The following is a 22,262-nucleotide window of genomic DNA, read 5'->3' as shown; positions in this document are numbered from 1 at the left end:
TAGCGGTTGACGCTAACGCCTAGCACGCTAAGACAGTTTTGTGCGCAAATCCTAATAAATCAATTCTGTACTGAAAACAGATGGCGAAAATTTGCCAAACGCTGAAAAGGAACTAGCGTGTTAATTCGAAAGTAATAGGATCGATTCCCAACCATATCGGCAAAAGGCCTCTAGGACGGGCCTTTTCAAACAGTAGCGTTATGCCTTCATTCATTTCATAAGTCATTCATTAACAATGGAATGTGACCATGCACTGATCTAAGTCAGCTGTTTGAATAGCCAACAGATCTACGCTGTGAACTCTTCTCTCCTGCAATGGAGTCATGCAATGTCTGAAGCTCCCGGAAAACTACGACTAGGTGCGCTGGTTGCCTTGGTAGTCGGTTCAATGATCGGTGGCGGGATATTCTCTTTGCCACAAAACATGGCCGCCAGTGCCGACGTCGGCGCAGTGCTGATCGGTTGGGCCATTACCGCTGTCGGCATGCTCACCCTCGCTTTTGTCTTCCAGACCCTGGCCAACCGCAAGCCTGACCTCGACGGCGGTGTCTACGCCTACGCCAAGGCCGGTTTCGGCGACTACATGGGTTTCTCGTCCGCCTGGGGTTACTGGATCAGTGCCTGGCTGGGCAACGTTGGTTACTTCGTCCTGCTCTTCAGCACCCTCGGCTACTTCTTTCCGGTTTTCGGCGAAGGCAACACGGTCGCCGCAGTGATCGGCGCCTCGCTGCTGCTGTGGGCCGTGCACTTCCTGGTGCTGCGCGGGATCAAGGAAGCGGCGTTCATCAACCTGGTAACCACGGTGGCCAAGGTCGTGCCGCTGCTGCTGTTCGTGCTGATCGCGCTCTTCGCCTTCAAACTGGAGATCTTCACCGCTGACATCTGGGGCGTGAAAAACCCTGATCTGGGCAGCGTGATGAACCAGGTGCGCAACATGATGCTGGTCACCGTGTGGGTGTTCATCGGCATCGAGGGCGCGAGCATTTTCTCGGCGCGGGCGGAGAAGCGCTCCGACGTCGGCAAAGCCACCGTCATCGGCTTCATCACCGTGCTGCTGTTCCTGGTGCTGGTCAACGTGCTGTCGCTGGGCATCATGACCCAGCCGGAACTGGCCAAGCTGCAGAACCCGTCGATGGCCGCCGTGCTCGAGCACGTGGTCGGTCACTGGGGCGCGGTGCTGATCAGCGTCGGTCTGATCATCTCGCTGCTGGGGGCCCTGCTGTCGTGGGTGCTGCTGTGCGCGGAGATCATGTTCGCCGCCGCCAAGGACCACACCATGCCGGAGTTCCTGCGCCGCGAGAACGCCAACCACGTACCGGTCAACGCCCTGTGGCTGACCAACGCGATGGTCCAGCTGTTTCTGATCATCACGCTGTTTTCGGCCAGCACTTACCTGTCGCTGATCTACCTCGCCACCTCGATGATTCTGGTGCCGTACCTGTGGTCGGCGGCCTACGCCCTGCTGCTGGCGGTGCGTGGCGAAACCTACGAAGGCTTCGCGGCCGAGCGTCGCAAGGATCTGATCATCGGCGGCATCGCCCTGGTCTACGCGATCTGGCTGCTGTACGCCGGCGGCGTGAAGTACCTGCTGCTCTCGGCCCTGCTCTACGCCCCCGGCGCGATCCTGTTCGCCAAGGCCAAGCTCGAACTCAAACAAGCGGTTTTCACCAACGTCGAGAAGCTGATTTTCGCCGCAGTGGTCATCGGTGCCCTGGTGGCAGCCTACGGCCTCTACGACGGCTTCCTGACTCTGTAACACCTGATTGATTCGTTATCTGGAGGATCTGAAATGACCACGGAAAAAGTTAAGTACGGCGTCCATTCCGAAGCCGGCAAACTGCGCAAAGTCATGGTTTGCTCCCCAGGTCTGGCCCATCAGCGGCTGACCCCGAACAACTGCGATGAACTGCTCTTCGACGACGTGCTGTGGGTCGCCCAGGCCAAGCGCGACCACTTCGACTTCGTCACCAAAATGCGCGAACGCGGCATCGACGTGCTGGAAATGCACAACCTGCTGACCGACATCGTCGCCATCCCCGAGGCCCTGGACTGGATTCTCGAGCGCAAGGTCACCGCCGACTCGGTGGGCCTGGGCCTGATCAGCGAAGTGAAAGCCTGGCTGAAAAGCCTCGAGCCACGGCACATCGCCGAATACCTGATCGGCGGCGTCTCCGCCGATGACCTGCCGGACAGCTTCGGCGGCAAGACCATCCAGATGTTCCGCGATTTCCTCGGCCACTCCAGCTTCATTCTGCCGCCGCTGCCGAACACCCAGTTTACCCGTGACACCACCTGCTGGATCTACGGCGGCGTCACGCTCAACCCGATGTACTGGCCGGCCCGGCGTCAGGAAACCCTGCTGACCACTGCCATCTACAAATTCCACCCGCAATTCACCAACGCCGATTTCGAGATCTGGTACGGCGACCCGGACAAGGACCACGGCAGCTCGACCCTCGAAGGTGGCGACGTCATGCCGATCGGCAACGGGGTCGTCCTCATCGGCATGGGCGAACGCTCATCGCGTCAGGCCATCGGCCAACTGGCGCTGAACCTGTTCAAGAACAAGGCGGTGGAAAAAGTCATCGTCGCCGGCCTGCCGAAATCCCGCGCGGCGATGCACCTGGACACCGTGTTCAGCTTCTGCGACCGCGACCTGGTGACGATTTTCCCGGAAGTGGTGAACCAGATCGTTGCCTTCACCCTGCGCCCGGACGAAAGCAAACAGGGCGGCATCGACATCCGCCGCGAAGAAGGCAGCTTCCTCGACACCGTGGCCAAAGCCCTCAACCTACCGAAACTGCGCGTGGTGGAAACCGGCGGCAACAGCTTCGCCGCCGAACGCGAGCAATGGGATGACGGCAACAACGTGGTGGCCGTGGAGCCTGGCGTGGTCATCGGCTACGACCGCAACACCTACACCAACACCCTGCTGCGCAAGGCGGGCGTGGAGGTCATCACCATCAGCGCCGGCGAACTCGGTCGCGGCCGTGGCGGCGGCCACTGCATGACCTGCCCGATCATTCGCGACCCAATCGATTACTAACGACCATCTCCCCGGCCGCACCCATCCCGTAGCGGCCGGGCCGATTACCGAATCTAAGGAGAATCATCATGGCGTTCAACATCCACAACCGTAACCTGCTCAGCCTGGAACACCACACCCCTCGTGAGCTGCGTTACCTGCTCGACCTGTCGCGCGACCTGAAACGCGCCAAGTACACCGGCACCGAGCAACAGCACCTCAAGGGCAACAACATTGCCCTGATCTTCGAAAAAACCTCGACCCGTACCCGCTGCGCGTTCGAAGTCGCCGCCTACGACCAGGGCGCCAACGTCACCTACATCGACCCGAACTCCTCGCAGATCGGTCACAAGGAAAGCATGAAGGATACGGCCCGCGTGCTGGGGCGCATGTACGACGCCATCGAGTACCGTGGCTTCAAGCAGGAAATCGTCGAGGAACTGGCGAAATTCGCCGGTGTGCCGGTGTTCAACGGCCTGACCGATGAATACCACCCGACGCAAATGATCGCCGACGTCCTGACCATGCGTGAGCACGCCGACAAGCCGATCCACGAGATCAGCTACGCCTACCTTGGCGACGCGCGCAACAACATGGGCAACTCGCTGCTGCTGGTTGGCGCCAAGCTCGGCATGGACGTGCGTATCTGCGCGCCGAAAGCGCTGTGGCCGCATGAGGACCTGGTGGATCGCTGCAAGAAATACGCGGAAGAATCCGGCGCCCGCCTGACCCTCACCGAAGACCCGAAAGCCGCCGTCAAAGGCGTCGACTTCATTCACACCGACGTCTGGGTGTCGATGGGTGAACCGGTGGAAGCATGGGCCGAGCGTATCCAGCAGCTGCTGCCGTACCAGGTCAACGCCGAGCTGATGAAGGCCACCGGCAACCCGCGGACCAAGTTCATGCACTGCCTGCCGGCGTTCCACAACAGCGACACCAAGGTCGGCAAACAGATCGCCGAGCAGTATCCGCACCTGGCCAACGGCATCGAGGTTACCGATGACGTGTTCGAGTCGCCGGCCTGCATCGCCTTCGAGCAAGCGGAAAACCGCATGCACACGATCAAGGCGATCCTGGTCTCGACCCTGGCTGATCTGTAATCGGAATAGCTCCCACTGAAGGAACCGGCTCGCTCCCACAGGGGATCCGGTTCCGACAGGGAGACCGAGTCGTTTGCCTCTCCTCTGATTAGAAGGACATGCACCATGCGTATCGTCGTAGCTCTGGGCGGTAACGCCCTGCTCCGCCGTGGCGAGCCGATGACCGCTGACAACCAGCGCGCCAATATCCGCATCGCTACCGAGCAGATCGCCAAGATCCATCCCGGCAACCAGCTGGTCATCGCCCACGGCAATGGCCCGCAAGTCGGCCTGCTGTCGCTGCAGGCGGCGGCCTACACCTCCGTCACCCCTTACCCGCTGGACGTGCTCGGTGCCGAAACCGAAGGCATGATCGGCTACATCATCGAACAGGAACTGGGCAACCTGCTGGACTTCGAGGTGCCGTTCGCCACCCTGCTGACCCAGGTCGAAGTCGACGCCAACGACCCCGCCTTCAAGAACCCGACCAAACCCATCGGCCCGGTCTACGACAAGGCCGAGGCGGAAAAACTCGCGGCCGAAAAAGGCTGGGCGATTGCCGCCGACGGCGACAAGTTCCGCCGTGTGGTGGCCAGTCCGCGGCCAAAACGCATCTTCGAAATCCGCCCGATCAAGTGGCTGCTGGACAAGGGCAGCATCGTCATTTGCGCCGGCGGCGGCGGCATCCCGACGATGTACGACGAGCAGCGCAACCTCAAGGGCATCGAGGCGGTGATCGACAAGGACCTGTGCTCGGCGCTGCTCGCCGAACAACTGGAAGCCGACCTGCTGGTGATCGCCACCGACGTCAACGCGGCCTTCATCGACTACGGCAAGCCGTCGCAGAAAGCCATCGCCGACGCGCACCCGGACGAACTCGAACGCCTCGGGTTCGCCGCAGGCTCCATGGGGCCGAAGGTGCAGGCAGCCTGCGAATTTGCCCGCCATACTGGCAAGGTCGCGGTGATCGGTTCGCTGGCGGACATCGAAGCGATCGTCCAGGGCACAGCCGGGACTCGCGTCAGTACCGCGAAACCCGGTATCAGCTATCGATAATCGGAAACTCCTGGGGCAGGCCCGAGGTCTGCCCTACTCCCATGCCTTGAAAGGAGAGCACCATGGCCCAGTTCGAACCCGGTCATTTGCACATCGAGCGACACGCCTTGAACAAGGACGATGTCAGCTACGACCTGTGCCTGGACTATGCAGTTTTTCAAGACCCGAGCGAAGGCAAAGGCATGCAGTTCACCCTGCACGGCAACATTCAGGGCAAGGACATGAAAGAGACGTTCTTCCTGCCCAAGGACCAGGCCTACAACTTCGCCAGCAACGTGACCAAGATTGCCGAGAAATACGGCATTCCCAAGACCCACAGCAGCATCGGCTCGCAGCACAGGCATTACGACCTGATGTTCGAGGATGTGCGGGTGCAGTTGAATATGAAATCCGGAGATCCGGTCAAACCCGAGCACCTCGAATAACCCGAACTCACCAGATTCCCCCTGTGGGAACGAGCTTGCTCGCGAAAGCGTTCTGTCAGCCCATCTCTTCATTGCTGATACACCGCCTTCGCGAGCAAGCTCACTCCCACAGGGGGATGCATCCCGCAAAAGAACGCGTCCGGTTTCACCATTTCCCCGCCCCGAGGCATACTTGCCCGCCTCCGCCCTGCAGAACACTGAACCGCCCCATGCGTATCCACGTCAGCTTCATCGACCGCGTCGGCATCACCCAGGAAGTCCTGGCTATCCTCGGTGGGCGCAATCTCAACCTGGATGCGGTGGAGATGGTCCCGCCGAACGTCTACATCGATGCGCCGACCCTCAGCCCGCAGGTGCTCGAGGAACTGAAAGACGCTCTGTTTCGCGTGCGCGGTGTGGAAGCGGTGACCGTGGTCGACATTCTTCCCGGCCAGCGTCGGCACTTGCAGCTCGATGCCCTGCTCGCGGCGATGACCGACCCGGTGCTCGCCCTCGACAGCGCTGGCAAGGTGCTGCTGGCCAACCCGGCGCTGATCGCCCTGTACGGTCGCGAACCGGCGGGCGAGAGTGTCGCGCAACTGTTCAATGATCCCGGCCTGCTGGAAACCCTGCTCGAACACGGTTTTCGCCTGCCACTGCGGGAAATCACCGTCAATGGCCAGACCCTGCTGCTCGATGCCACGCCCATCACCGACGCCGGCGCGCTGCTGACCCTGTATCAACCCAACCGCATCGGTGAACAGCTGTCGGCCCTGCACCACGACCACGCCGAAGGCTTCGATGCGCTGCTCGGCGAATCGCCGCCGATCCGCACCCTCAAGGCGCGCGCGCAGCGGGTCGCGGCCCTGGATGCCCCGCTGCTGATCCAGGGCGAAACCGGCACCGGCAAGGAACTGGTGGCCCGTGCCTGCCACGCCATCAGTGCCCGGCACAGCGCGCCGTTTCTCGCCCTGAACTGCGCAGCGCTGCCGGAGAACCTCGCCGAAAGCGAACTGTTCGGCTACGCCCCCGGCGCCTTCACCGGCGCCCAGCGCGGCGGCAAGCCGGGGCTGATGGAACTGGCCAACCAGGGCACGGTGTTTCTCGACGAGATCGGCGAGATGTCGCCGTACTTGCAGGCCAAGCTGCTGCGTTTCCTCAACGACGGCAGCTTTCGCCGGGTCGGTGGCGACCGCGAGGTCAAGGTCAACGTGCGCATCCTCAGCGCCACCCACCGCGACCTGGAAAAAATGGTCAGCGAAGGACTGTTCCGCGAAGACCTGTTCTACCGTCTCAATGTGCTCAATGTCGAAGTCCCGCCGCTGCGCGAACGCGGCCAGGACATCCTGTTGCTGGCGCGCTATTTCATGCAGCAGGCCTGCGCGCAGATCCAGCGCCCGGTCTGCCGTCTCGCCCCAGGCACCTATCCGGCGCTGCTCGGCAATCGCTGGCCGGGCAACGTGCGGCAATTGCAGAACGTGATCTTCCGCGCCGCCGCGATCTGCGAAAGCAGCCTGGTCGACATCGGCGACCTCGACATCGCCGGCACCTCGGTGGCGCGCCAGACCGACACCGACGTCGACAGCCTTGAACAAGCCGTCGAGTCCTTCGAGAAATCGCTGCTGGAAAAGCTCTACACCAGCTATCCCTCGACTCGCCAACTGGCGAGCCGCCTGCAGACCTCGCACACGGCCATCGCCCATCGCCTGCGCAAATACGGCATCCCGAGCAAGTCCTGAATTCATCGCAAATCCCTGTGGGAGCTGGCTTGCCAGCGATGACGTCGGCACAGGCACCATTGATGGTGACTGATCTACCGCTATCGCTGGCAAGCCAGCTCCCACAAGGTCAAGTGGCAGATGCGAAATCCGTTCAAAACCGACCTGCACCTGTACTGAAAGCGCTACAGCGGAACGATATCGATACGCCCTCCCTCAGCCACCGCCGTGCAAGGCTTTGATCCGCTTCAGCTTTTCTCTGCACTTCGATCTGTAGCGATTTCGCTACACACGCCTGATCCCCGCCTTCTCGAAAAACATCTAACTCATTGTTTTACAACGATAAATTCAAGATGGCCGCGTTCTTGCTAAGTAACCGTTCATAAAATCAGGGCATTACCGCCCCCAGCCTTCCCCTGCGTCCAACAGACGCGTCTGGCCCCCTTAGGAGTTTTCATGAGCGAGTTGCGTTTTACTGAAGATCACGAATGGCTGCGCACCGAAGCTGACGGCAGCGTTACTGTCGGCATCACCGCTTTCGCGCAGAACGCCCTGGGCGACGTGGTGTTCGTGCAACTGCCGGAGTTGCAGGCCTACGACAAAGGCGCCGAAGCCGCCACCGTGGAATCGGTGAAAGCCGCCAGCGGCGTGTACATGCCCCTCGACGGCGAAGTGCTGGCCACCAATCCAGCGCTGGAAGACAGCCCGGAACTGGTCAACGAAGATCCGCTGGGCGAAGGCTGGTTCTTCCGCTTCAAGCCGGCCGACGCATCGGCCGTTGCCAAACTGCTGGACCAGGACGCCTACGACCGCCTGATCAAAGCCCAAGCCGAAGCCTGAGGAAAACCACCATGACTCAAGTCAACCTTGGCACCGCCAACGAATTCATCGCCCGTCACATCGGCCCGCGCGCCGGTGACGAGCAAGCCATGCTCAACAGCCTCGGCTTCGATTCGCTCGAAGCGCTGAGCGCCAGCGTTATCCCGGAAAGCATCAAGGGCACCAGCGTGCTCGGTCTGGACGACGGCCTCAGCGAAGCCGACGCCCTGGCGATGATCAAATCCATCGCCGGCAAGAACCAGCTGTTCAAGACCTATATCGGTCAGGGCTACTACAACTGCCACACGCCGTCGCCGATCCTGCGCAACCTCCTGGAAAACCCGGCCTGGTACACCGCCTACACCCCTTACCAGCCGGAAATTTCCCAGGGCCGTCTCGAAGCGCTGCTGAACTTCCAGACCCTGATCAGCGACCTCACCGGCCTGCCGATCGCCAACGCCTCGCTGCTCGACGAAGCCACCGCCGCTGCCGAAGCCATGACCTTCTGCAAACGCCTGAGCAAGAACAAGGGCAGCCACCAGTTCTTCGCCTCGATCCACAGCCACCCGCAGACCCTCGACGTGCTGCGCACCCGTGCCGAGCCGCTGGGCATCGAGGTGGTTGTCGGCGACGAGCGTGAACTGAGCGATGTGACGCCGTTCTTCGGCGCGCTGCTGCAATACCCGGCGAGCAACGGTGACCTGTTCGACTATCGCGAACTGACCGAACGCTTCCACGCCGCCAATGCCCTGGTGGCCGTGGCCGCCGACCTGCTGGCCCTGACCCTGCTGACCCCGCCGGGCGAGTTCGGTGCCGACGTGGCTATTGGCAGCGCGCAACGCTTCGGCGTGCCGCTGGGCTTCGGTGGCCCGCACGCGGCTTACTTCTCGACTAAAGATGCATTCAAGCGCGACATGCCGGGCCGCCTGGTCGGTGTGTCGGTCGACCGCTTCGGCAAACCGGCGCTGCGTCTGGCGATGCAGACCCGCGAGCAACACATCCGTCGCGAGAAAGCCACGTCGAACATCTGCACCGCGCAAGTACTGCTGGCCAACATCGCCAGCATGTACGCCGTGTACCACGGCCCGAAAGGCCTGACCCAGATCGCCAACCGCGTGCATCACCTGACCGCGATCCTGGCCAAGGGCCTGAGCGCGCTGGGCCTGAACGTCGAGCAAGCGAACTTCTTCGACACCCTGACCCTGGCCACCGGCGCGCGCACCGCCGCGTTGCACGACAAGGCGCACGCCCAACAGATCAACCTGCGTGTGGTCGATGCCCAGCGTCTGGGCCTGTCGGTGGACGAAACCACCACCCAGGCCGACATCGAAACCCTGTGGGCCCTGTTCGCCGACGGCCAGGCGCTGCCGGACTTCGCCGCACTGGCCGCTTCGGTGCAGAGCGCCCTCCCGGCGGCGCTGGTGCGGCAGTCGCCGATCCTCAGCCACCCGGTGTTCAACCGCTATCACTCGGAAACCGAGTTGATGCGCTACCTGCGCAAACTGGCGGACAAGGACCTGGCACTGGATCGCACCATGATCCCGCTGGGCTCGTGCACCATGAAACTCAACGCCGCCAGCGAAATGATCCCGGTGACCTGGGCCGAATTCGGCGCCCTGCACCCGTTCGCCCCGGCCGCACAGAGCGCCGGTTACCAGCAACTGACCGATGAACTGGAAGCGATGCTCTGCGCCGCCACCGGTTACGACTCGATCTCGCTGCAACCGAACGCCGGCTCGCAAGGCGAATACGCCGGCCTGCTGGCCATCCGTGCCTATCACCAGAGCCGTGGCGACGACCGTCGCGACATCTGCCTGATCCCGTCGTCGGCCCACGGCACCAACCCGGCAACCGCACAGATGGCCGGTATGCGTGTGGTCGTGACCGCGTGCGATGCCCGCGGCAACGTCGACATCGAAGACCTGCGGGCCAAAGCCATCGAGCACCGCGAGCACCTCGCCGCGCTGATGATCACCTACCCGTCGACCCACGGCGTGTTCGAAGAAGGCATCCGCGAAATCTGCGCGATCATTCATGACAACGGCGGCCAGGTGTACATCGACGGCGCGAACATGAACGCCATGGTCGGCCTCTGCGCCCCGGGCAAGTTCGGCGGCGACGTATCGCACCTGAACCTGCACAAGACCTTCTGCATCCCGCACGGCGGTGGCGGCCCGGGCGTCGGCCCGATCGGCGTCAAGTCGCACCTCGCGCCGTTCCTGCCGGGCCACGCCCAGATGGCACGCAAGGAAGGCGCGGTCTGCGCGGCACCGTTCGGCAGCGCAAGCATTCTGCCGATCACCTGGATGTACATTCGCATGATGGGTGGCGCCGGCCTGAAACGCGCTTCGCAACTGGCGATCCTCAACGCCAACTACATTTCCCGTCGCCTCGAAGAGCACTACCCCGTGCTGTACACCGGCAGCAACGGGCTGGTGGCGCACGAATGCATCCTCGACCTGCGTCCGCTGAAAGACAGCAGCGGCATCAGCGTCGATGACGTCGCCAAGCGCCTGATCGACTTCGGCTTCCATGCCCCGACCATGTCGTTCCCGGTGGCCGGCACGCTGATGATCGAGCCGACCGAAAGCGAATCCAAGGAAGAACTGGATCGCTTCTGCGACGCCATGATCCGCATCCGCGAGGAAATTCGCGCAGTGGAAAACGGCACCCTGGACAAGGACGACAACCCGCTGAAGAACGCCCCGCACACCGCGGCGGAGCTGGTCGGCGAGTGGACCCACCCGTACAGCCGCGAGCAGGCGGTGTATCCGGTGGCGTCGTTGGTCGAAGGCAAGTACTGGCCGCCGGTCGGTCGCGTCGACAACGTGTTCGGCGACCGCAACCTGGTCTGCGCCTGCCCGTCGATCGAAAGCTATGCTTGAAGAAAGCAGCTGCAAGCGTTGAGCTACAAGCTGCCAGTTAAAGCTGACCTGCTTTAACTGGCGGCCTGGGCTTGCTGCATGCACTGCGGCGCGAACACGAGCTGCAAGGAAAAGCCGATTCACCTTCCTTGCAGCTTGCCGCTCGAAGCTCACCACTGCTCCGTAGGAGCCCTCATGTCGTTAAGCGTATTCGACCTGTTCAAGATTGGCATCGGCCCCTCCAGCTCCCACACCGTCGGCCCGATGCGTGCCGCCGCGCGCTTCGTCGAAGGCCTGCGCCGGGAAAACCTGCTGGCAGCGACCCGCAGCGTCAGGGTCGAGTTGTATGGATCCCTCGGCGCCACCGGCAAGGGTCACGGCAGCGACAAAGCCGTGCTGCTCGGCCTGGAAGGTGAACACCCGGACACCGTCGACACCGAAACCGTCGCCGCACGTCTGCAGGAGATTCGCGGCAATGGCCGGCTGAACCTGCTCGGTGAACACAGCATTGCGTTCAACGAAAAAGAACACCTGGCGATGATCCGCAAACCGTTGGCCTATCACCCCAACGGCATGATCTTTCGCGCCTTCGATGCGGCGGGATTGCAGATCCGCAGTCGCGAGTATTACTCGGTCGGCGGTGGTTTCGTCGTCGACGAAGACGCCGCTGGCGCCGACCGCATCGTCGAGGACGCCACACCGCTGACCTTCCCGTTCAAAAGTGCCAAGGACCTGCTCGGTCATTGCGCCACCTATGGCCTGTCGATCAGCCAGGTGATGCTGACCAATGAAAGCGCCTGGCGCCCGGAGGCGGAAACCCGCGCCGGCCTGTTGAAAATCTGGCAAGTGATGCAGGACTGCGTGGCCGCCGGCTGCCGCAACGAAGGCATCCTGCCGGGCGGCCTGAAGGTCAAGCGCCGCGCCGCAGCGTTGCATCGGCAACTGTGCAAGAACCCGGAGTCGGCGCTGCGCGATCCGTTGTCGGTGCTCGACTGGGTCAACCTCTACGCCCTCGCCGTCAACGAAGAAAACGCCAACGGCGGGCGCGTGGTCACCGCCCCCACCAATGGCGCGGCCGGGATCATTCCGGCTGTGCTGCATTACTACATGCGTTTCATCCCCGGGGCGAACGACGACGGCGTGGTGCGCTTCCTGCTGACCGCGGCGGCCATCGGCATTCTGTACAAGGAAAACGCCTCGATCTCCGGAGCCGAAGTCGGCTGCCAGGGCGAAGTCGGCGTGGCCTGTTCGATGGCGGCCGGCGCTTTGTGCGAAGTGCTCGGTGGCAGCGTGCAGCAAGTGGAAAACGCTGCGGAAATCGGTATGGAACACAACCTCGGCCTGACCTGCGACCCGATTGGCGGCCTGGTCCAGGTGCCCTGCATCGAGCGCAATGCCATGGGCTCGGTCAAAGCCATCAACGCGGTACGCATGGCCATGCGTGGCGACGGGCAACACTTCGTCTCCCTCGACAAGGTCATCCGCACCATGCGCCAGACCGGCGCCGACATGAAAAGCAAATACAAGGAGACCGCCCGCGGCGGTCTGGCGGTCAACATCATCGAATGCTAATTAGCCCCTCTCCCTCCGGGAGAGGGTGGGTGTGAATCAAGGAGTCACGCATGTCCACCGAACAACTGTCGAAAACCCCGCTGCACGCTCTGCACCTCGAACTCGGCGCCCGCATGGTGCCGTTCGCCGGCTATGACATGCCGGTGCAATACCCGCTGGGCGTGATGAAGGAACACCAGCACACCCGCGAGCAGGCGGGACTGTTCGATGTCTCGCACATGGGCCAGATTCGCCTGACCGGCGCCAACGCCGCCAAGGCCCTGGAAACCCTGGTGCCGGTGGACATCATCGACCTGCCGGTGGGCATGCAGCGCTACGCGATGTTCACCAACGCCACCGGCGGCATTCTCGATGACCTGATGGTCGCCAACCTCGGCAACGATGAACTGTTCCTGGTGGTCAACGCCGCGTGCAAGGATCAGGACCTGGCGCATCTGCAAAAGCACATCGGCGATCAGTGCACCATTTCGGCGCTGTTCGAGGAGCGCGCCCTGCTCGCCCTGCAAGGCCCGGCAGCGGTCAGCGTGCTCGCGCGCCTGGCACCGGAGGTGGCGAAGATGACCTTCATGCAGTTCAACCGCGTGCAATTGCTCGGTGTCGATTGCTTTGTCAGCCGTTCCGGTTACACCGGTGAAGACGGCTTTGAAATCTCGGTGCCGGCGGCCGCCGCGGAAAAACTCGCCCGCGCCCTGCTGGCTGAACCGGAGGTCCAGGCCATCGGTCTCGGCGCCCGCGACTCGCTGCGCCTGGAAGCCGGCCTGTGCCTGTACGGCCACGACATGAACAGCGACACCACGCCGATCGAGGCGAGCCTGCTGTGGGCCATCTCCAAGCCACGTCGCGCCGATGGCACGCGGGCCGGGGGTTTCCCGGGGGCAGAGCAGGTCTTCGCGCAGCAGCACAACGGCGTCGCGCGCAAACGCGTGGGTCTGTTGCCGCAAGAGCGTACGCCGGTGCGTGAGGGCGCCGAAATCGTCAACGAGGCCGGTGAAATCATCGGCAGCGTGTGCAGCGGTGGTTTCGGCCCGACCTTGGGTGGACCGGTGGCGATGGGTTACCTCGACAGCGCCTACGCCGCGCTCGAGACGCCAGTCTGGGCCATCGTTCGTGGGAAAAAGGTGCCAATGCTTGTAAGCAAAATGCCATTTGTTCCACAACGCTACTATCGCGGTTGATCGACTGTTTCTATAAGTAACGCGATTGCGTTATGCGTGCACTAATGTGTAACGCAATCGCCATAAAACAGTGCACTTTTCTAACATTCGTTTCGATTATGAACTTGGCTTATAACGTTCGAAAACAATTGAACAAGCTAATCGTCTAAGCCCGACTAGTGAACTGACTAACTGCCAGCAGACGCAGGAAAACCGGGGCCTTCGCGGGGCTTGTTTTTTCTCCCGTAGTTGGCGTAGAGTTTCTCCACTGTGTTTGCATGGGTCAGCTTGGAATCGTGACCTGGGCAGTAGCCTACAAGTTAGCTACATCCCGTTCGACGTCTTCTTACTCTCCTGCAACCAGCCCCAGTACTCTTTCATGAGGAAGAGACTGTCATCAATTTTTGCGTCAAAGGAAATAAGAAATGTCCACACGTCAGAGCGGTACCGTCAAGTGGTTTAACGACGAGAAAGGTTTTGGTTTTATCACTCCAGAAAGCGGTCCGGATCTGTTCGTGCATTTCCGCGCCATTCAGGGCAACGGCTTCAAGAGCCTGAAAGAAGGCCAGAAAGTGACCTTCGTTGCTGTGCAGGGCCAGAAAGGCATGCAAGCTGATGAAGTCATCGCAGAAGCCTGATCTTCTGTAACGAAAAAGCCCCTGATATTGATATCAGGGGCTTTTTTGTGCGCGCGAATCCGTAAAATGGCGCTTCATTTTGCGACCAGAGGCTGCCATGTCGAAAAACCTGCTCACTCCCCAGGGCGATTTTCCTGCCGTTGGCCTCGGCCGGCGCCTGGCCGCGATGTTCTATGACTTCCTGCTGTGCACCGCCCTGCTGATCGTCACTGGATTCGTCTACAAGTTGATCCAGGCGGCGATCATTGGCGAGGAACGCCTGCGCGCCCTGACCGATGCCGGGAAAATGGATGGCGACCCGTTGTACTCCACGGTGCTGCTGCTGGTGCTGTTCGCGTTCTTCGCCAAGTTCTGGACTCACGGCGGGCAGACACTGGGCATGCAGGTGTGGGGAATTCGCGTTCAGAACGCCGACGGTACGGCGATCAGCCTGTGGCAGGCGCTGCTGCGCTTCATGGTGTCGATCGCTTCGTGGCTGTGCGCAGGGCTTGGGTTCTTCTGGTCGCTGTATGACAAACAGAAGCGCACGTGGCACGACATCTACTCCGATACCCGCGTGGTGCGGATTCCGAAGAAACCCCGCTGATTCGCAGATGCCATAAAACAATGTGGGAGCGAGCCTGCTCGCGAAGGCAGTGAGTCAGTCAATATCCAGTCGACTGATGCACCGCCTTCGCGCGCAGGTTCGCTCCCACAGGTTTGCTAATGCCTTGGCGCTTAAGCGTTACCGGCGAGCTTCATCCGCGCCGCCTGGGTGAAGTCCAGCATGCGCTTGAGCGGACGGATCGCCTGCGGAATCAACGCCGGATCGACAAAGATCTCGTTCGTCCCCTCCTTGAGGCACTTGAGCGTGCGCTCAAGGGTGTTCATGGCCATCCACGGGCAATGGGCGCAACTGCGGCACGCGGCGCCGTTACCGGCGGTTGGCGCCTCGATGAAGACCTTGTCCGGGCACAGCTGCTGCATCTTGTAGAAGATCCCGCGATCGGTGGCGACGATCAGGGTCTTGTTCGGCAGCGACTGCGCGGCAGCGATCAGCTGGCTGGTGGAGCCGACGGCATCCGCCAGTTCGATCACCGAGGTCGGCGACTCCGGGTGCACCAGAATGGCGGCATCCGGGTACAGCGCCTTCATGTCTTCCAGCTGCTTGGATTTGAACTCCTCGTGGACGATGCAGGCACCGTCCCACAGCAGCATGTCGGCGCCGGTCTTGCGCTGAATGTAGGTGCCCAAGTGTTTGTCCGGGCCCCAGATGATGGTCTCGCCGTTGTCCATCAGGCTTTCGACGATTTCCAGGGCGCAACTGGAGGTCACCACCCAGTCGGCCCGGGCCTTGACCGCCGCTGACGTGTTGGCATAGACCACCACGGTGCGTTCCGGGTGCTGATCGCAGAACGCCGAGAACTCATCCACCGGGCAACCCAGATCCAGCGAGCAGGTCGCTTCCAGGGTCGGCATCAGCACGCGTTTTTCCGGATTGAGAATCTTCGCGGTCTCACCCATGAACTTGACCCCGGCCACCACCACGGTCTTGGCCGGATGGGCATTGCCGAAGCGGGCCATTTCCAGAGAATCGGAAACGCAGCCGCCGGTCTCTTCAGCCAGGGCCTGGATGATCGGATCGCAATAGAAGTGGGCAACCAGCACGGCGTCCTGAGCCTTGAGCTCGGCGGCGATGGCGGAACGGTAATAGGCCTCTTCCTCGGCGCTCAGCGGTTTGGGCTGCTTGGCATCGAGGTGGGCTTGAACCAGAAGGCGTTCGGAAATCTGCGTCATGTTCGCAAGACCTGCAGGCGCATTCGCGCGAAAGTCGAGTATACACCCGGCTCCGGACCCATTGAGGGCACCGCCGGGAGAGTGAGTATTATCAGGCACGGACAGCGTTGAAGCTGCGCAAGGCTACAGAATATCCCGTTGATGCAAAAGATGATTCTGATCTGTGTCAGCCGTGGCGTCGCGGAAAGGAGAAATGCCCGAATCGCAGGCAAAAAAAAATCCGGAAATCCTCACTTTCGTGGGCCTTCCAGACTTTTAAAAACAGCAAAAATGGTGGGTCGTGTGGGATTCGAACCTACGACCAATTGGTTAAAAGCCAACTGCTCTACCAACTGAGCTAACGACCCGCTGTGTGGTGGCGCGTATAATACTGATTTTTAAGGACTATTCAACACCTAATTTGAAAAAATTCAAAAATAAGGTGTTGGGTCGCTCACGCCGGCCGCTGCGAAGCCGTCAGCACGCAGTCGGCAGCTGTCGCATTTGCCGCAGGCACGGCCGTTATCGTCGGCCTGATAGCAGGAAACGGTCAGCCCGTAATTGACGCCCAGCTTCACGCCAGCCTCGACAATCTGCGCCTTGCTCAGGTTCTGCAGCGGAGCCTGGATGCGGAAACCGTTGCCCTCCACGCCGGCCTTGGTCGCCAGGTTGGCCATGCGCTCGAACGACTCGATGAACTCGGGACGACAGTCCGGGTAGCCGGAATAATCCACCGCGTTGACACCGATGAAGATGTCACGCGCGCCAAGCACTTCCGCCCAGCCCAGCGCCAGCGACAGAAACACCGTGTTGCGTGCCGGCACGTAGGTCACCGGAATGCCTTCGCCGAGCTCTTCCGGAATATCGATGCTGGTGTCAGTCAGGGCCGAGCCGCCCATGCCATTAAGGTTGAGGCCGATCACCTTGTGCTCGACGACCCCCAGGTCGCGGGCAACGCGCTCAGCGGCGTACAGTTCGGCATGCGAACGCTGGCCGTAATCGAAGCTCATGGTGTAGCAGGCGTAGCCCTCGGCACGGGCCATGGCAACGACGGTGGCCGAGTCCAGGCCACCGGACAGCAGGATCACCGCACGTTTTTCACAAGTGTTCAATTGTTCAGTCATTTCAGCGCCCCGGCTCGTCATTCCATAGATATTTATGCAGCTGCAACTGCAACCGCACTGGCAGGTTGTCCGCCACCACCCAGTCCGCCAGATCCCTGGCATTGAGATCATGATGACTTGGGGAAAACAGCACTTCCCCCGCGCGTCGATCAAGACCGTATTGAATCAGCTTGGATACTGCCCAGTCGTAGTCCTCCCGCGAGCAGATGACAAACTTCACCTGATCGTTGGGGGTCAGCAGTTCGATGTTCTCGTAACGGTTGCGATGGGCTTCTTTGGAGCCCGGGGTCTTCAGGTCGACGACGCGACTGACCCGCGGATCGACCGCCGAGACGTCCAGCGCGCCGCTGGTTTCCAGCGAGACCTCGTAGCCGGCATCGCACAGGCGCTTGAGTAAAGGGATCGCGTTCGGTTGCGCCAACGGCTCACCGCCGGTGACGCAGACGTAGCGCGGACGGTAGCCGGCCACTTGCTCGAGGATATCGTCGAGGGTGCGGATCGTCCCGCCCGTGAACGCATAGGCGCTGTCGCAGTATTGGCAACGCAAAGGGCAACCGGTCAGGCGCACAAAAACCGTGGGCAGCCCGGCAGTCCGCGTTTCCCCCTGCAACGAGTAGAAAACTTCGGTGATTCTCAATGTGTCTTGCATAGTCGCCACGGGCGTAACAGCTAAACAGGCTGTCCGCCTCCGTCAGGCACTCCAGGCAACCCCGCCAACGCGTAGATCACCAGAAGCGTGTTTCAGAAAAAGGGCGTGAATTCTAACGAAAAAACCCGCGACAAGCGCGGGTTTCTTCCAAACGGGATCAAACAGCCTTACATGCGTTGCAAATCACGCTGTGCCAGCTGAGCGGCGGAAGTACCCGGGTACTGGGCCACGACCTGCTGCAGAATGCCTTTGACCTTGTCGGTGTGACCGAGGCGGCGCTCTACGTCAGCCAGCTTGTACAGCGAATCCGGCACTTTGGCGTGCTTGGGATACAGCTGCGAAACCTTGGCGAAAGCCTGACCGGCACCTTGCAGATCGCCTTTGGCCAGGTTCACTTCACCCAACCAGTACTGGGCATTGCCCGCATACTGGCTGTTCGGATACTTGCGCAGGAAAGCGGCAAAAGCCTGGCTGGCCTTGTCGAAATCCTTGGCCTTGATCAGGTCGAAAGCGGCATCGTAATACAGCTTTTCCTTGGCCGGATCACCCGGTTCACTGCTTGCCGCAGGTGCCTGGGCAGCAGCAGCGCCGGCGCCAGCGGCAGCCCCGGCAGCAGCACCGGCGGCACTTGCATCGCCACCGGCAGAAGAATTCTCAGGAGTCGCGGCAGGTGCTACGCCGGATCCTATGCGCCGATCAAGATCCTGGTATCGCTCCAGGGATTCCTGCTTCATGCGCGCAACCTGATTCTGCAGTTCTTCGATCACGCCTTGCTGGCGCGATAGCTGATCCTGCATCTGTTGCAATTGGTTGAACAGCATGCCTTGTGCCGAGGCAGGGGCCGAAGCCGCTCCCCCGGCATAGGCGCCGTTCGTACCGTAACCCGCAGGCGGATAACTGCTCCCGCTATTGTTATAACCGGAGTTGTCATCGACCACAGGAACCGCAGCCCACGCCGCAAGCGGCGCGAGGCTGAGAGCCAGAACAGTTACAGCACGACGGCACGTTCGCATATCGAATTACTTACGCAGTTCGACGCGACGGTTTTGAGCCCAGGACTGCTCGTCGTTGCCGGTAGCAACTGGACGCTCTTCGCCGTAGGAAACCAGTTCCAGCTGAGCTGGGGAAACACCTTGCAGTACCAGGTAGCGCTGAACGGCTTTCGCACGACGCTCGCCCAGTGCCATGTTGTACTCACGAGTACCACGTTCGTCGGTGTTGCCTTCCAGAACAACGCGAGCGCCGTTTGCTTTCAGGTCTTTGGCGTGAACGTCCAGAGCGCGCATGGCTTCTGGCTTCAGGTCCGAGCTGTCGTATTCGAAGTAGAAGGTGGTGATTGCGCGCAGAGCAGCTTCTTCGCTCAGGGAACCGTCAACTGCACCGGTGTTTGCGCCGTAACCAGCGTTTGGATCAACAGCGCCTTCACCGGCGTTGTCGCCGCCTTTGGACGAGCAACCTACAGCTACAGCCATGGCCAGAGCCAGCGCAGCAAATTTACCAAACTTCAGCATTTCCATCGTGAAACTCCTAATGAACCCCAGTGTGTTAAGTAAAACGTAAAGCGCCGCGTCAGTTCAGGTAAGGGGACCAGGACGGTTCTCTGACTTCGCCTTGTGCGGTAGGAAGCGGGAGCCTCACGCGTCCATTAATGGACACGAGCATCAAGACTCCCCGGCCCTGCTGGCGGGTGGCGTAGATTACCATGGTGCCGTTGGGCGCAACAGTAGGCGACTCGTCCAGAGTGCTATCAGTGAGGATTTTTACACTTCCGCGCTGCAAATCCTGGGCCGCCACCTTGAAATTGGTGAATCCGTCCTGGCGATGGATCATCACCAGCGTCTTTTCATCAGCCGAAAGCTTCGGGTTGGCGTTGTAGTTGCCCACGAACGTCACGCGCTCGGCACCACCGCCACCGGCGCTGGTCTTGTAGATCTGCGGCTTGCCGCCACGGTCGGAGGTGAAGTAGATGGTCGAGCCATCCTTGCCCCAGTACGGTTCGGTGTTGATGCCAGGACCCGCGGTCACGCGAGTGATCTGACGCGAACCGAGGTTCATCACGTAGATGTCCGGATTACCGTCCTTGGACAGCACGAACGCCAGGCGATTGCCGTCCGGCGACCAGGCAGGCGCGCCGTTCAGGCCTTCGAAGTTGGTGATCTGCTCGCGGCGACCGGTGTCGATGTTCTGCATGAAGATGCGTGGGCGCTTCTGCTCGAACGACACATAGGCGATACGCTTGCCATCCGGTGCAAAACGCGGCGACAGGATCGGCTCGCGCGATTGCAGCAGAGTCACGGCACGGGCACCGTCATAGTCCGAACGCTGCAGGGTGTAACGCGTGTTCTTCTCGGAGAAACGCTCGGCTGTCACGTACAGCAGGCGAGTCGAGAAGGCACCTTTGATACCGGTGAGCTTTTCGAACGACTGGTCGGAGATGTAGTGCGCCATGTCGCGCAACTGATCGACACCGCCCGATACCGAACCGGTCAGCACTTGCTGCTCGGTCGCGACGTTGAACAGTGCGTAGTTGACCGACAGCTTGCCACCGGCCGGGACGATGCTGCCGACCATGACGTACTGGGCACCCAGGGCCTTGAAGTCACGGAAGATGATTTCGCTGGCCTGGCTCGGCTGACCGATCAGGTTCTGCTTGGGAATCGGCGCGTAGTAGCCCGAGTTCCGCAAATCGTTACCAATGATTTCAGCCATGTCGTCCGGCAGGACGGCACCGCCCTGGAAACCGAACGGTACAACGGCGATCGGAGTAGCCCGATCGCTGCCGCTGGTGACCAGAATGTTCTTTTCATCTGCCATCGCGAAACCTGCAAAGCAGCAGATCACGACCAGCATTCCTCGAAGAAGGTTTCTCACAAGGCTAGATCCTCAGGTGTGAATGTCATCTTGAATGAACGATACGGAGCGAAATCGCTCGGCTTCATTCCCTGCATTTCCGTCAAACGTCCAATATTCTTGACCGCCGCGACTGCCGAAGCATCGAACGGACCGTCGCCACTGGATTTGGCCACGCTGACCGAGGTCACCGTACCGTCCGGCAACATGCCGATTTGCAGCACGACCGTCATGCCCTTGCGTGCCGAAGGTGGACGAGCCCAGCCTTCCGCTGCCCGCGCACGAATCAGGTCATCGAAACTGCCCGCGACTTCGTCACCCTGCTCATCGGCCAAGGCCTGCTGACGCTGCGGCGTGTCGGAAAGCAAATCTGCCAGGGCCTGGGCCTTTTTGTCTTCGGCGGATTTACGTGCCGCTTCCTGCGCTTTCTTCTTCGCAGCATCGGCAGCAGCTTTCTTCTTCGCGTCTTCGGCGACTTTCTTTTTCGCCTCTTCAGCTTCAGCTTTCTTCTTGGCGTCTTCGGCGGCTTTCTTCTTCGCGTCTTCGACGATCTTCTTCTTGGCTTCTTCCGCGGCCGCTTTCTTGGCCTCTTCTTCAGCAGCCTTCTTGGCTTCTTCTTCGGCTTTCTTCTTGGCTATATCAGCCAATTGTTTCTCTTCTGCCTTCTTGGCTTCCGCGGCTTTCTTCGCGTCGTCGGCTTTCTTGGCTTCGTCAGCCTTCTTCGCCTGCTCCGCTTTCTTCGCCTCATCGGCCTGCTTGGCTTCCTCGGCCTTTTGAGCCGCTTCTTCTTTCTTTTGTTCCGCAGCCTTCACCGCTTCCTGCTCGACCTTTTTCTGCTCCATCTGCTCGACTTCGGTCTGGCGCGCGGCGGATTTCTTCGCCTCACCCGCAATCTTCTGATTGGTCTGGGTGGTTGCCTGACTTTTCGATTTCAGCTGGTACAGGGTCGCCTGGACAATCGGCTTGGCCGGCGGCAATTCCGGGGTCAGGGCGAAACTGACGAACAGCATGCCGAATACCAGCACGTGCAAGCCAATCGCCCAGACACTGGGCCAGAAGTAGCTTTCCGAGGCAGACGGCTCTCGCTGTTGCTGCATCAGGGGGCCTCGGTAATCAAGCCAACATTACCGACTCCGGCTTTCTGCAGGCCGCCCATTGCGCCCATGACGGCGCCGTAGTCGACACTCTTGTCGCCGCGAATGAAGACCTGGGTATGCTTGCCGCCTTCGTTGCCGGCGCGAATGATCTTGGTCACCGCGTCGGTCATCTGCGGCAGGGTCATAGCCCTGTCCTGCTGCTTTTCGGTGTCGACTTCGCTGCCAAGGTTCCAGTAGTAGGTCTTGTCAGCCTTGATCGAAATGGTCAGGACCTGGGTGTTGTTGTCCTGCGGCAAGGCTTCGCTGGAAACCTTGGGCAGATCCACTTTCACGCCCTGATTGAGCATCGGAGCCGTCACCATGAAGATGACCAGCAGCACCAGCATCACGTCGATGTAAGGCACTACGTTCATCTCGGCGACCGGCTTGCGCTTGTTTCGGGCTCGAGCGATTAAAGC

General features: G+C 60.9%; 20 protein-coding genes and 1 tRNA gene. 12 read left to right on the top strand and 9 right to left on the bottom strand.

Going from position 1 to position 22,262, the window contains the following annotated elements:
- Positions 1–328 precede the first annotated feature (328 nt).
- The 12 genes from arcD (at position 329) to QRN70_RS26585 (ending at position 14,915) form a co-directional block, all read left to right on the top strand.
- Positions 329–1,756, top strand: a complete 1,428-nt coding sequence (gene arcD, locus QRN70_RS26640) for an arginine-ornithine antiporter (protein ID WP_285420838.1) — start codon at positions 329–331, stop codon at positions 1,754–1,756.
- A gap of 33 nt (positions 1,757–1,789) precedes the next feature.
- A complete protein-coding gene (gene arcA / locus QRN70_RS26635; RefSeq protein WP_285420837.1) occupies positions 1,790–3,046 on the top strand; it encodes an arginine deiminase in 1,257 nt (418 codons plus the stop codon).
- 68 nt (positions 3,047–3,114) lie between these two features.
- Positions 3,115–4,125 carry an ornithine carbamoyltransferase gene (locus QRN70_RS26630; RefSeq protein WP_285420836.1) on the top strand — a complete coding sequence of 337 codons (1,011 nt, stop codon included), beginning with the start codon at positions 3,115–3,117 and terminating at the stop codon, positions 4,123–4,125.
- A 105-nt stretch (positions 4,126–4,230) separates the two neighbouring features.
- On the top strand, positions 4,231–5,160 hold the full coding sequence (gene arcC, locus QRN70_RS26625) for a carbamate kinase (RefSeq protein WP_285420835.1): 930 nt from the start codon (positions 4,231–4,233) through the stop codon (positions 5,158–5,160).
- A 62-nt stretch (positions 5,161–5,222) separates the two neighbouring features.
- Positions 5,223–5,585, top strand: coding sequence for a DUF5064 family protein (locus QRN70_RS26620; protein ID WP_285420834.1), 363 nt, complete (start codon positions 5,223–5,225; stop codon positions 5,583–5,585).
- Between the two features lie 209 nt (positions 5,586–5,794).
- Positions 5,795–7,303 carry a transcriptional regulator GcsR gene (gcsR, locus tag QRN70_RS26615; RefSeq protein WP_285420833.1) on the top strand — a complete coding sequence of 503 codons (1,509 nt, stop codon included), beginning with the start codon at positions 5,795–5,797 and terminating at the stop codon, positions 7,301–7,303.
- 435 nt (positions 7,304–7,738) lie between these two features.
- Positions 7,739–8,122 carry a glycine cleavage system protein GcvH gene (gcvH, locus tag QRN70_RS26610; RefSeq protein ID WP_285420832.1) on the top strand — a complete coding sequence of 128 codons (384 nt, stop codon included), beginning with the start codon at positions 7,739–7,741 and terminating at the stop codon, positions 8,120–8,122.
- Positions 8,123–8,133: 11 nt separating this feature from the next.
- A complete protein-coding gene (gcvP, locus tag QRN70_RS26605; protein ID WP_285420831.1) occupies positions 8,134–10,986 on the top strand; it encodes an aminomethyl-transferring glycine dehydrogenase in 2,853 nt (950 codons plus the stop codon).
- Positions 10,987–11,160: 174 nt separating this feature from the next.
- The gene (locus QRN70_RS26600) at positions 11,161–12,537 is read left to right on the top strand and encodes an L-serine ammonia-lyase (protein WP_285420830.1); all 1,377 of its coding nucleotides are present in this window, start codon (positions 11,161–11,163) and stop codon (positions 12,535–12,537) included.
- A gap of 50 nt (positions 12,538–12,587) precedes the next feature.
- A complete protein-coding gene (gene gcvT / locus QRN70_RS26595) occupies positions 12,588–13,712 on the top strand; it encodes a glycine cleavage system aminomethyltransferase GcvT (protein WP_285420829.1) in 1,125 nt (374 codons plus the stop codon).
- A gap of 404 nt (positions 13,713–14,116) precedes the next feature.
- Entirely contained in the window at positions 14,117–14,329 is a 213-nt protein-coding gene (locus tag QRN70_RS26590; RefSeq protein ID WP_007951194.1) for a cold-shock protein, read from the top strand.
- Positions 14,330–14,426: 97 nt separating this feature from the next.
- Positions 14,427–14,915, top strand: coding sequence for an RDD family protein (locus QRN70_RS26585; RefSeq protein ID WP_285420828.1), 489 nt, complete (start codon positions 14,427–14,429; stop codon positions 14,913–14,915).
- A 131-nt stretch (positions 14,916–15,046) separates the two neighbouring features.
- Here the strand turns inward: QRN70_RS26585 and nadA are convergent, their stop codons facing one another.
- The 9 genes from nadA to tolR all read right to left on the bottom strand — a co-directional run bounded on the left by nadA (position 15,047) and on the right by tolR (position 22,256).
- Positions 15,047–16,105, bottom strand: a complete 1,059-nt coding sequence (gene nadA / locus QRN70_RS26580; protein WP_285420827.1) for a quinolinate synthase NadA — start codon at positions 16,103–16,105, stop codon at positions 15,047–15,049.
- A gap of 271 nt (positions 16,106–16,376) precedes the next feature.
- Positions 16,377–16,452: transfer RNA gene (locus tag QRN70_RS26575), tRNA-Lys, on the bottom strand.
- Positions 16,453–16,515: 63 nt separating this feature from the next.
- Positions 16,516–17,208, bottom strand: coding sequence for a 7-cyano-7-deazaguanine synthase QueC (gene queC, locus QRN70_RS26570; protein ID WP_285420826.1), 693 nt, complete (start codon positions 17,206–17,208; stop codon positions 16,516–16,518).
- 1 nt (position 17,209) lies between these two features.
- Entirely contained in the window at positions 17,210–17,857 is a 648-nt protein-coding gene (gene queE / locus QRN70_RS26565; RefSeq protein WP_285420825.1) for a 7-carboxy-7-deazaguanine synthase QueE, read from the bottom strand.
- Between the two features lie 167 nt (positions 17,858–18,024).
- Complete coding sequence (ybgF, locus tag QRN70_RS26560) at positions 18,025–18,870, bottom strand: tol-pal system protein YbgF (protein ID WP_285420824.1); 846 nt, start codon at positions 18,868–18,870, stop codon at positions 18,025–18,027.
- Between the two features lie 6 nt (positions 18,871–18,876).
- Positions 18,877–19,374 (bottom strand): peptidoglycan-associated lipoprotein Pal, encoded by a 498-nt coding sequence (gene pal, locus QRN70_RS26555; protein ID WP_003178634.1) that lies wholly within the window; start codon positions 19,372–19,374, stop codon positions 18,877–18,879.
- Positions 19,375–19,426: 52 nt separating this feature from the next.
- Positions 19,427–20,671 carry a Tol-Pal system beta propeller repeat protein TolB gene (gene tolB / locus QRN70_RS26550; protein ID WP_502941680.1) on the bottom strand — a complete coding sequence of 415 codons (1,245 nt, stop codon included), beginning with the start codon at positions 20,669–20,671 and terminating at the stop codon, positions 19,427–19,429.
- 53 nt (positions 20,672–20,724) lie between these two features.
- The gene (gene tolA, locus QRN70_RS26545; protein WP_285420823.1) at positions 20,725–21,804 is read right to left on the bottom strand and encodes a cell envelope integrity protein TolA; all 1,080 of its coding nucleotides are present in this window, start codon (positions 21,802–21,804) and stop codon (positions 20,725–20,727) included.
- Complete coding sequence (tolR, locus tag QRN70_RS26540) at positions 21,804–22,256, bottom strand: protein TolR (RefSeq protein WP_177327371.1); 453 nt, start codon at positions 22,254–22,256, stop codon at positions 21,804–21,806. The genes tolA and tolR overlap by 1 nt, the downstream gene beginning before the upstream one ends.
- Between the last annotated feature and the right edge of the window lie 6 nt (positions 22,257–22,262).

The organism is Pseudomonas sp. efr-133-TYG-5, from assembly GCF_030209175.1.
Classification (GTDB): Bacteria; Pseudomonadota; Gammaproteobacteria; order Pseudomonadales; family Pseudomonadaceae; genus Aquipseudomonas.
This window is presented reverse-complemented; position numbering and strand designations above follow the sequence as displayed.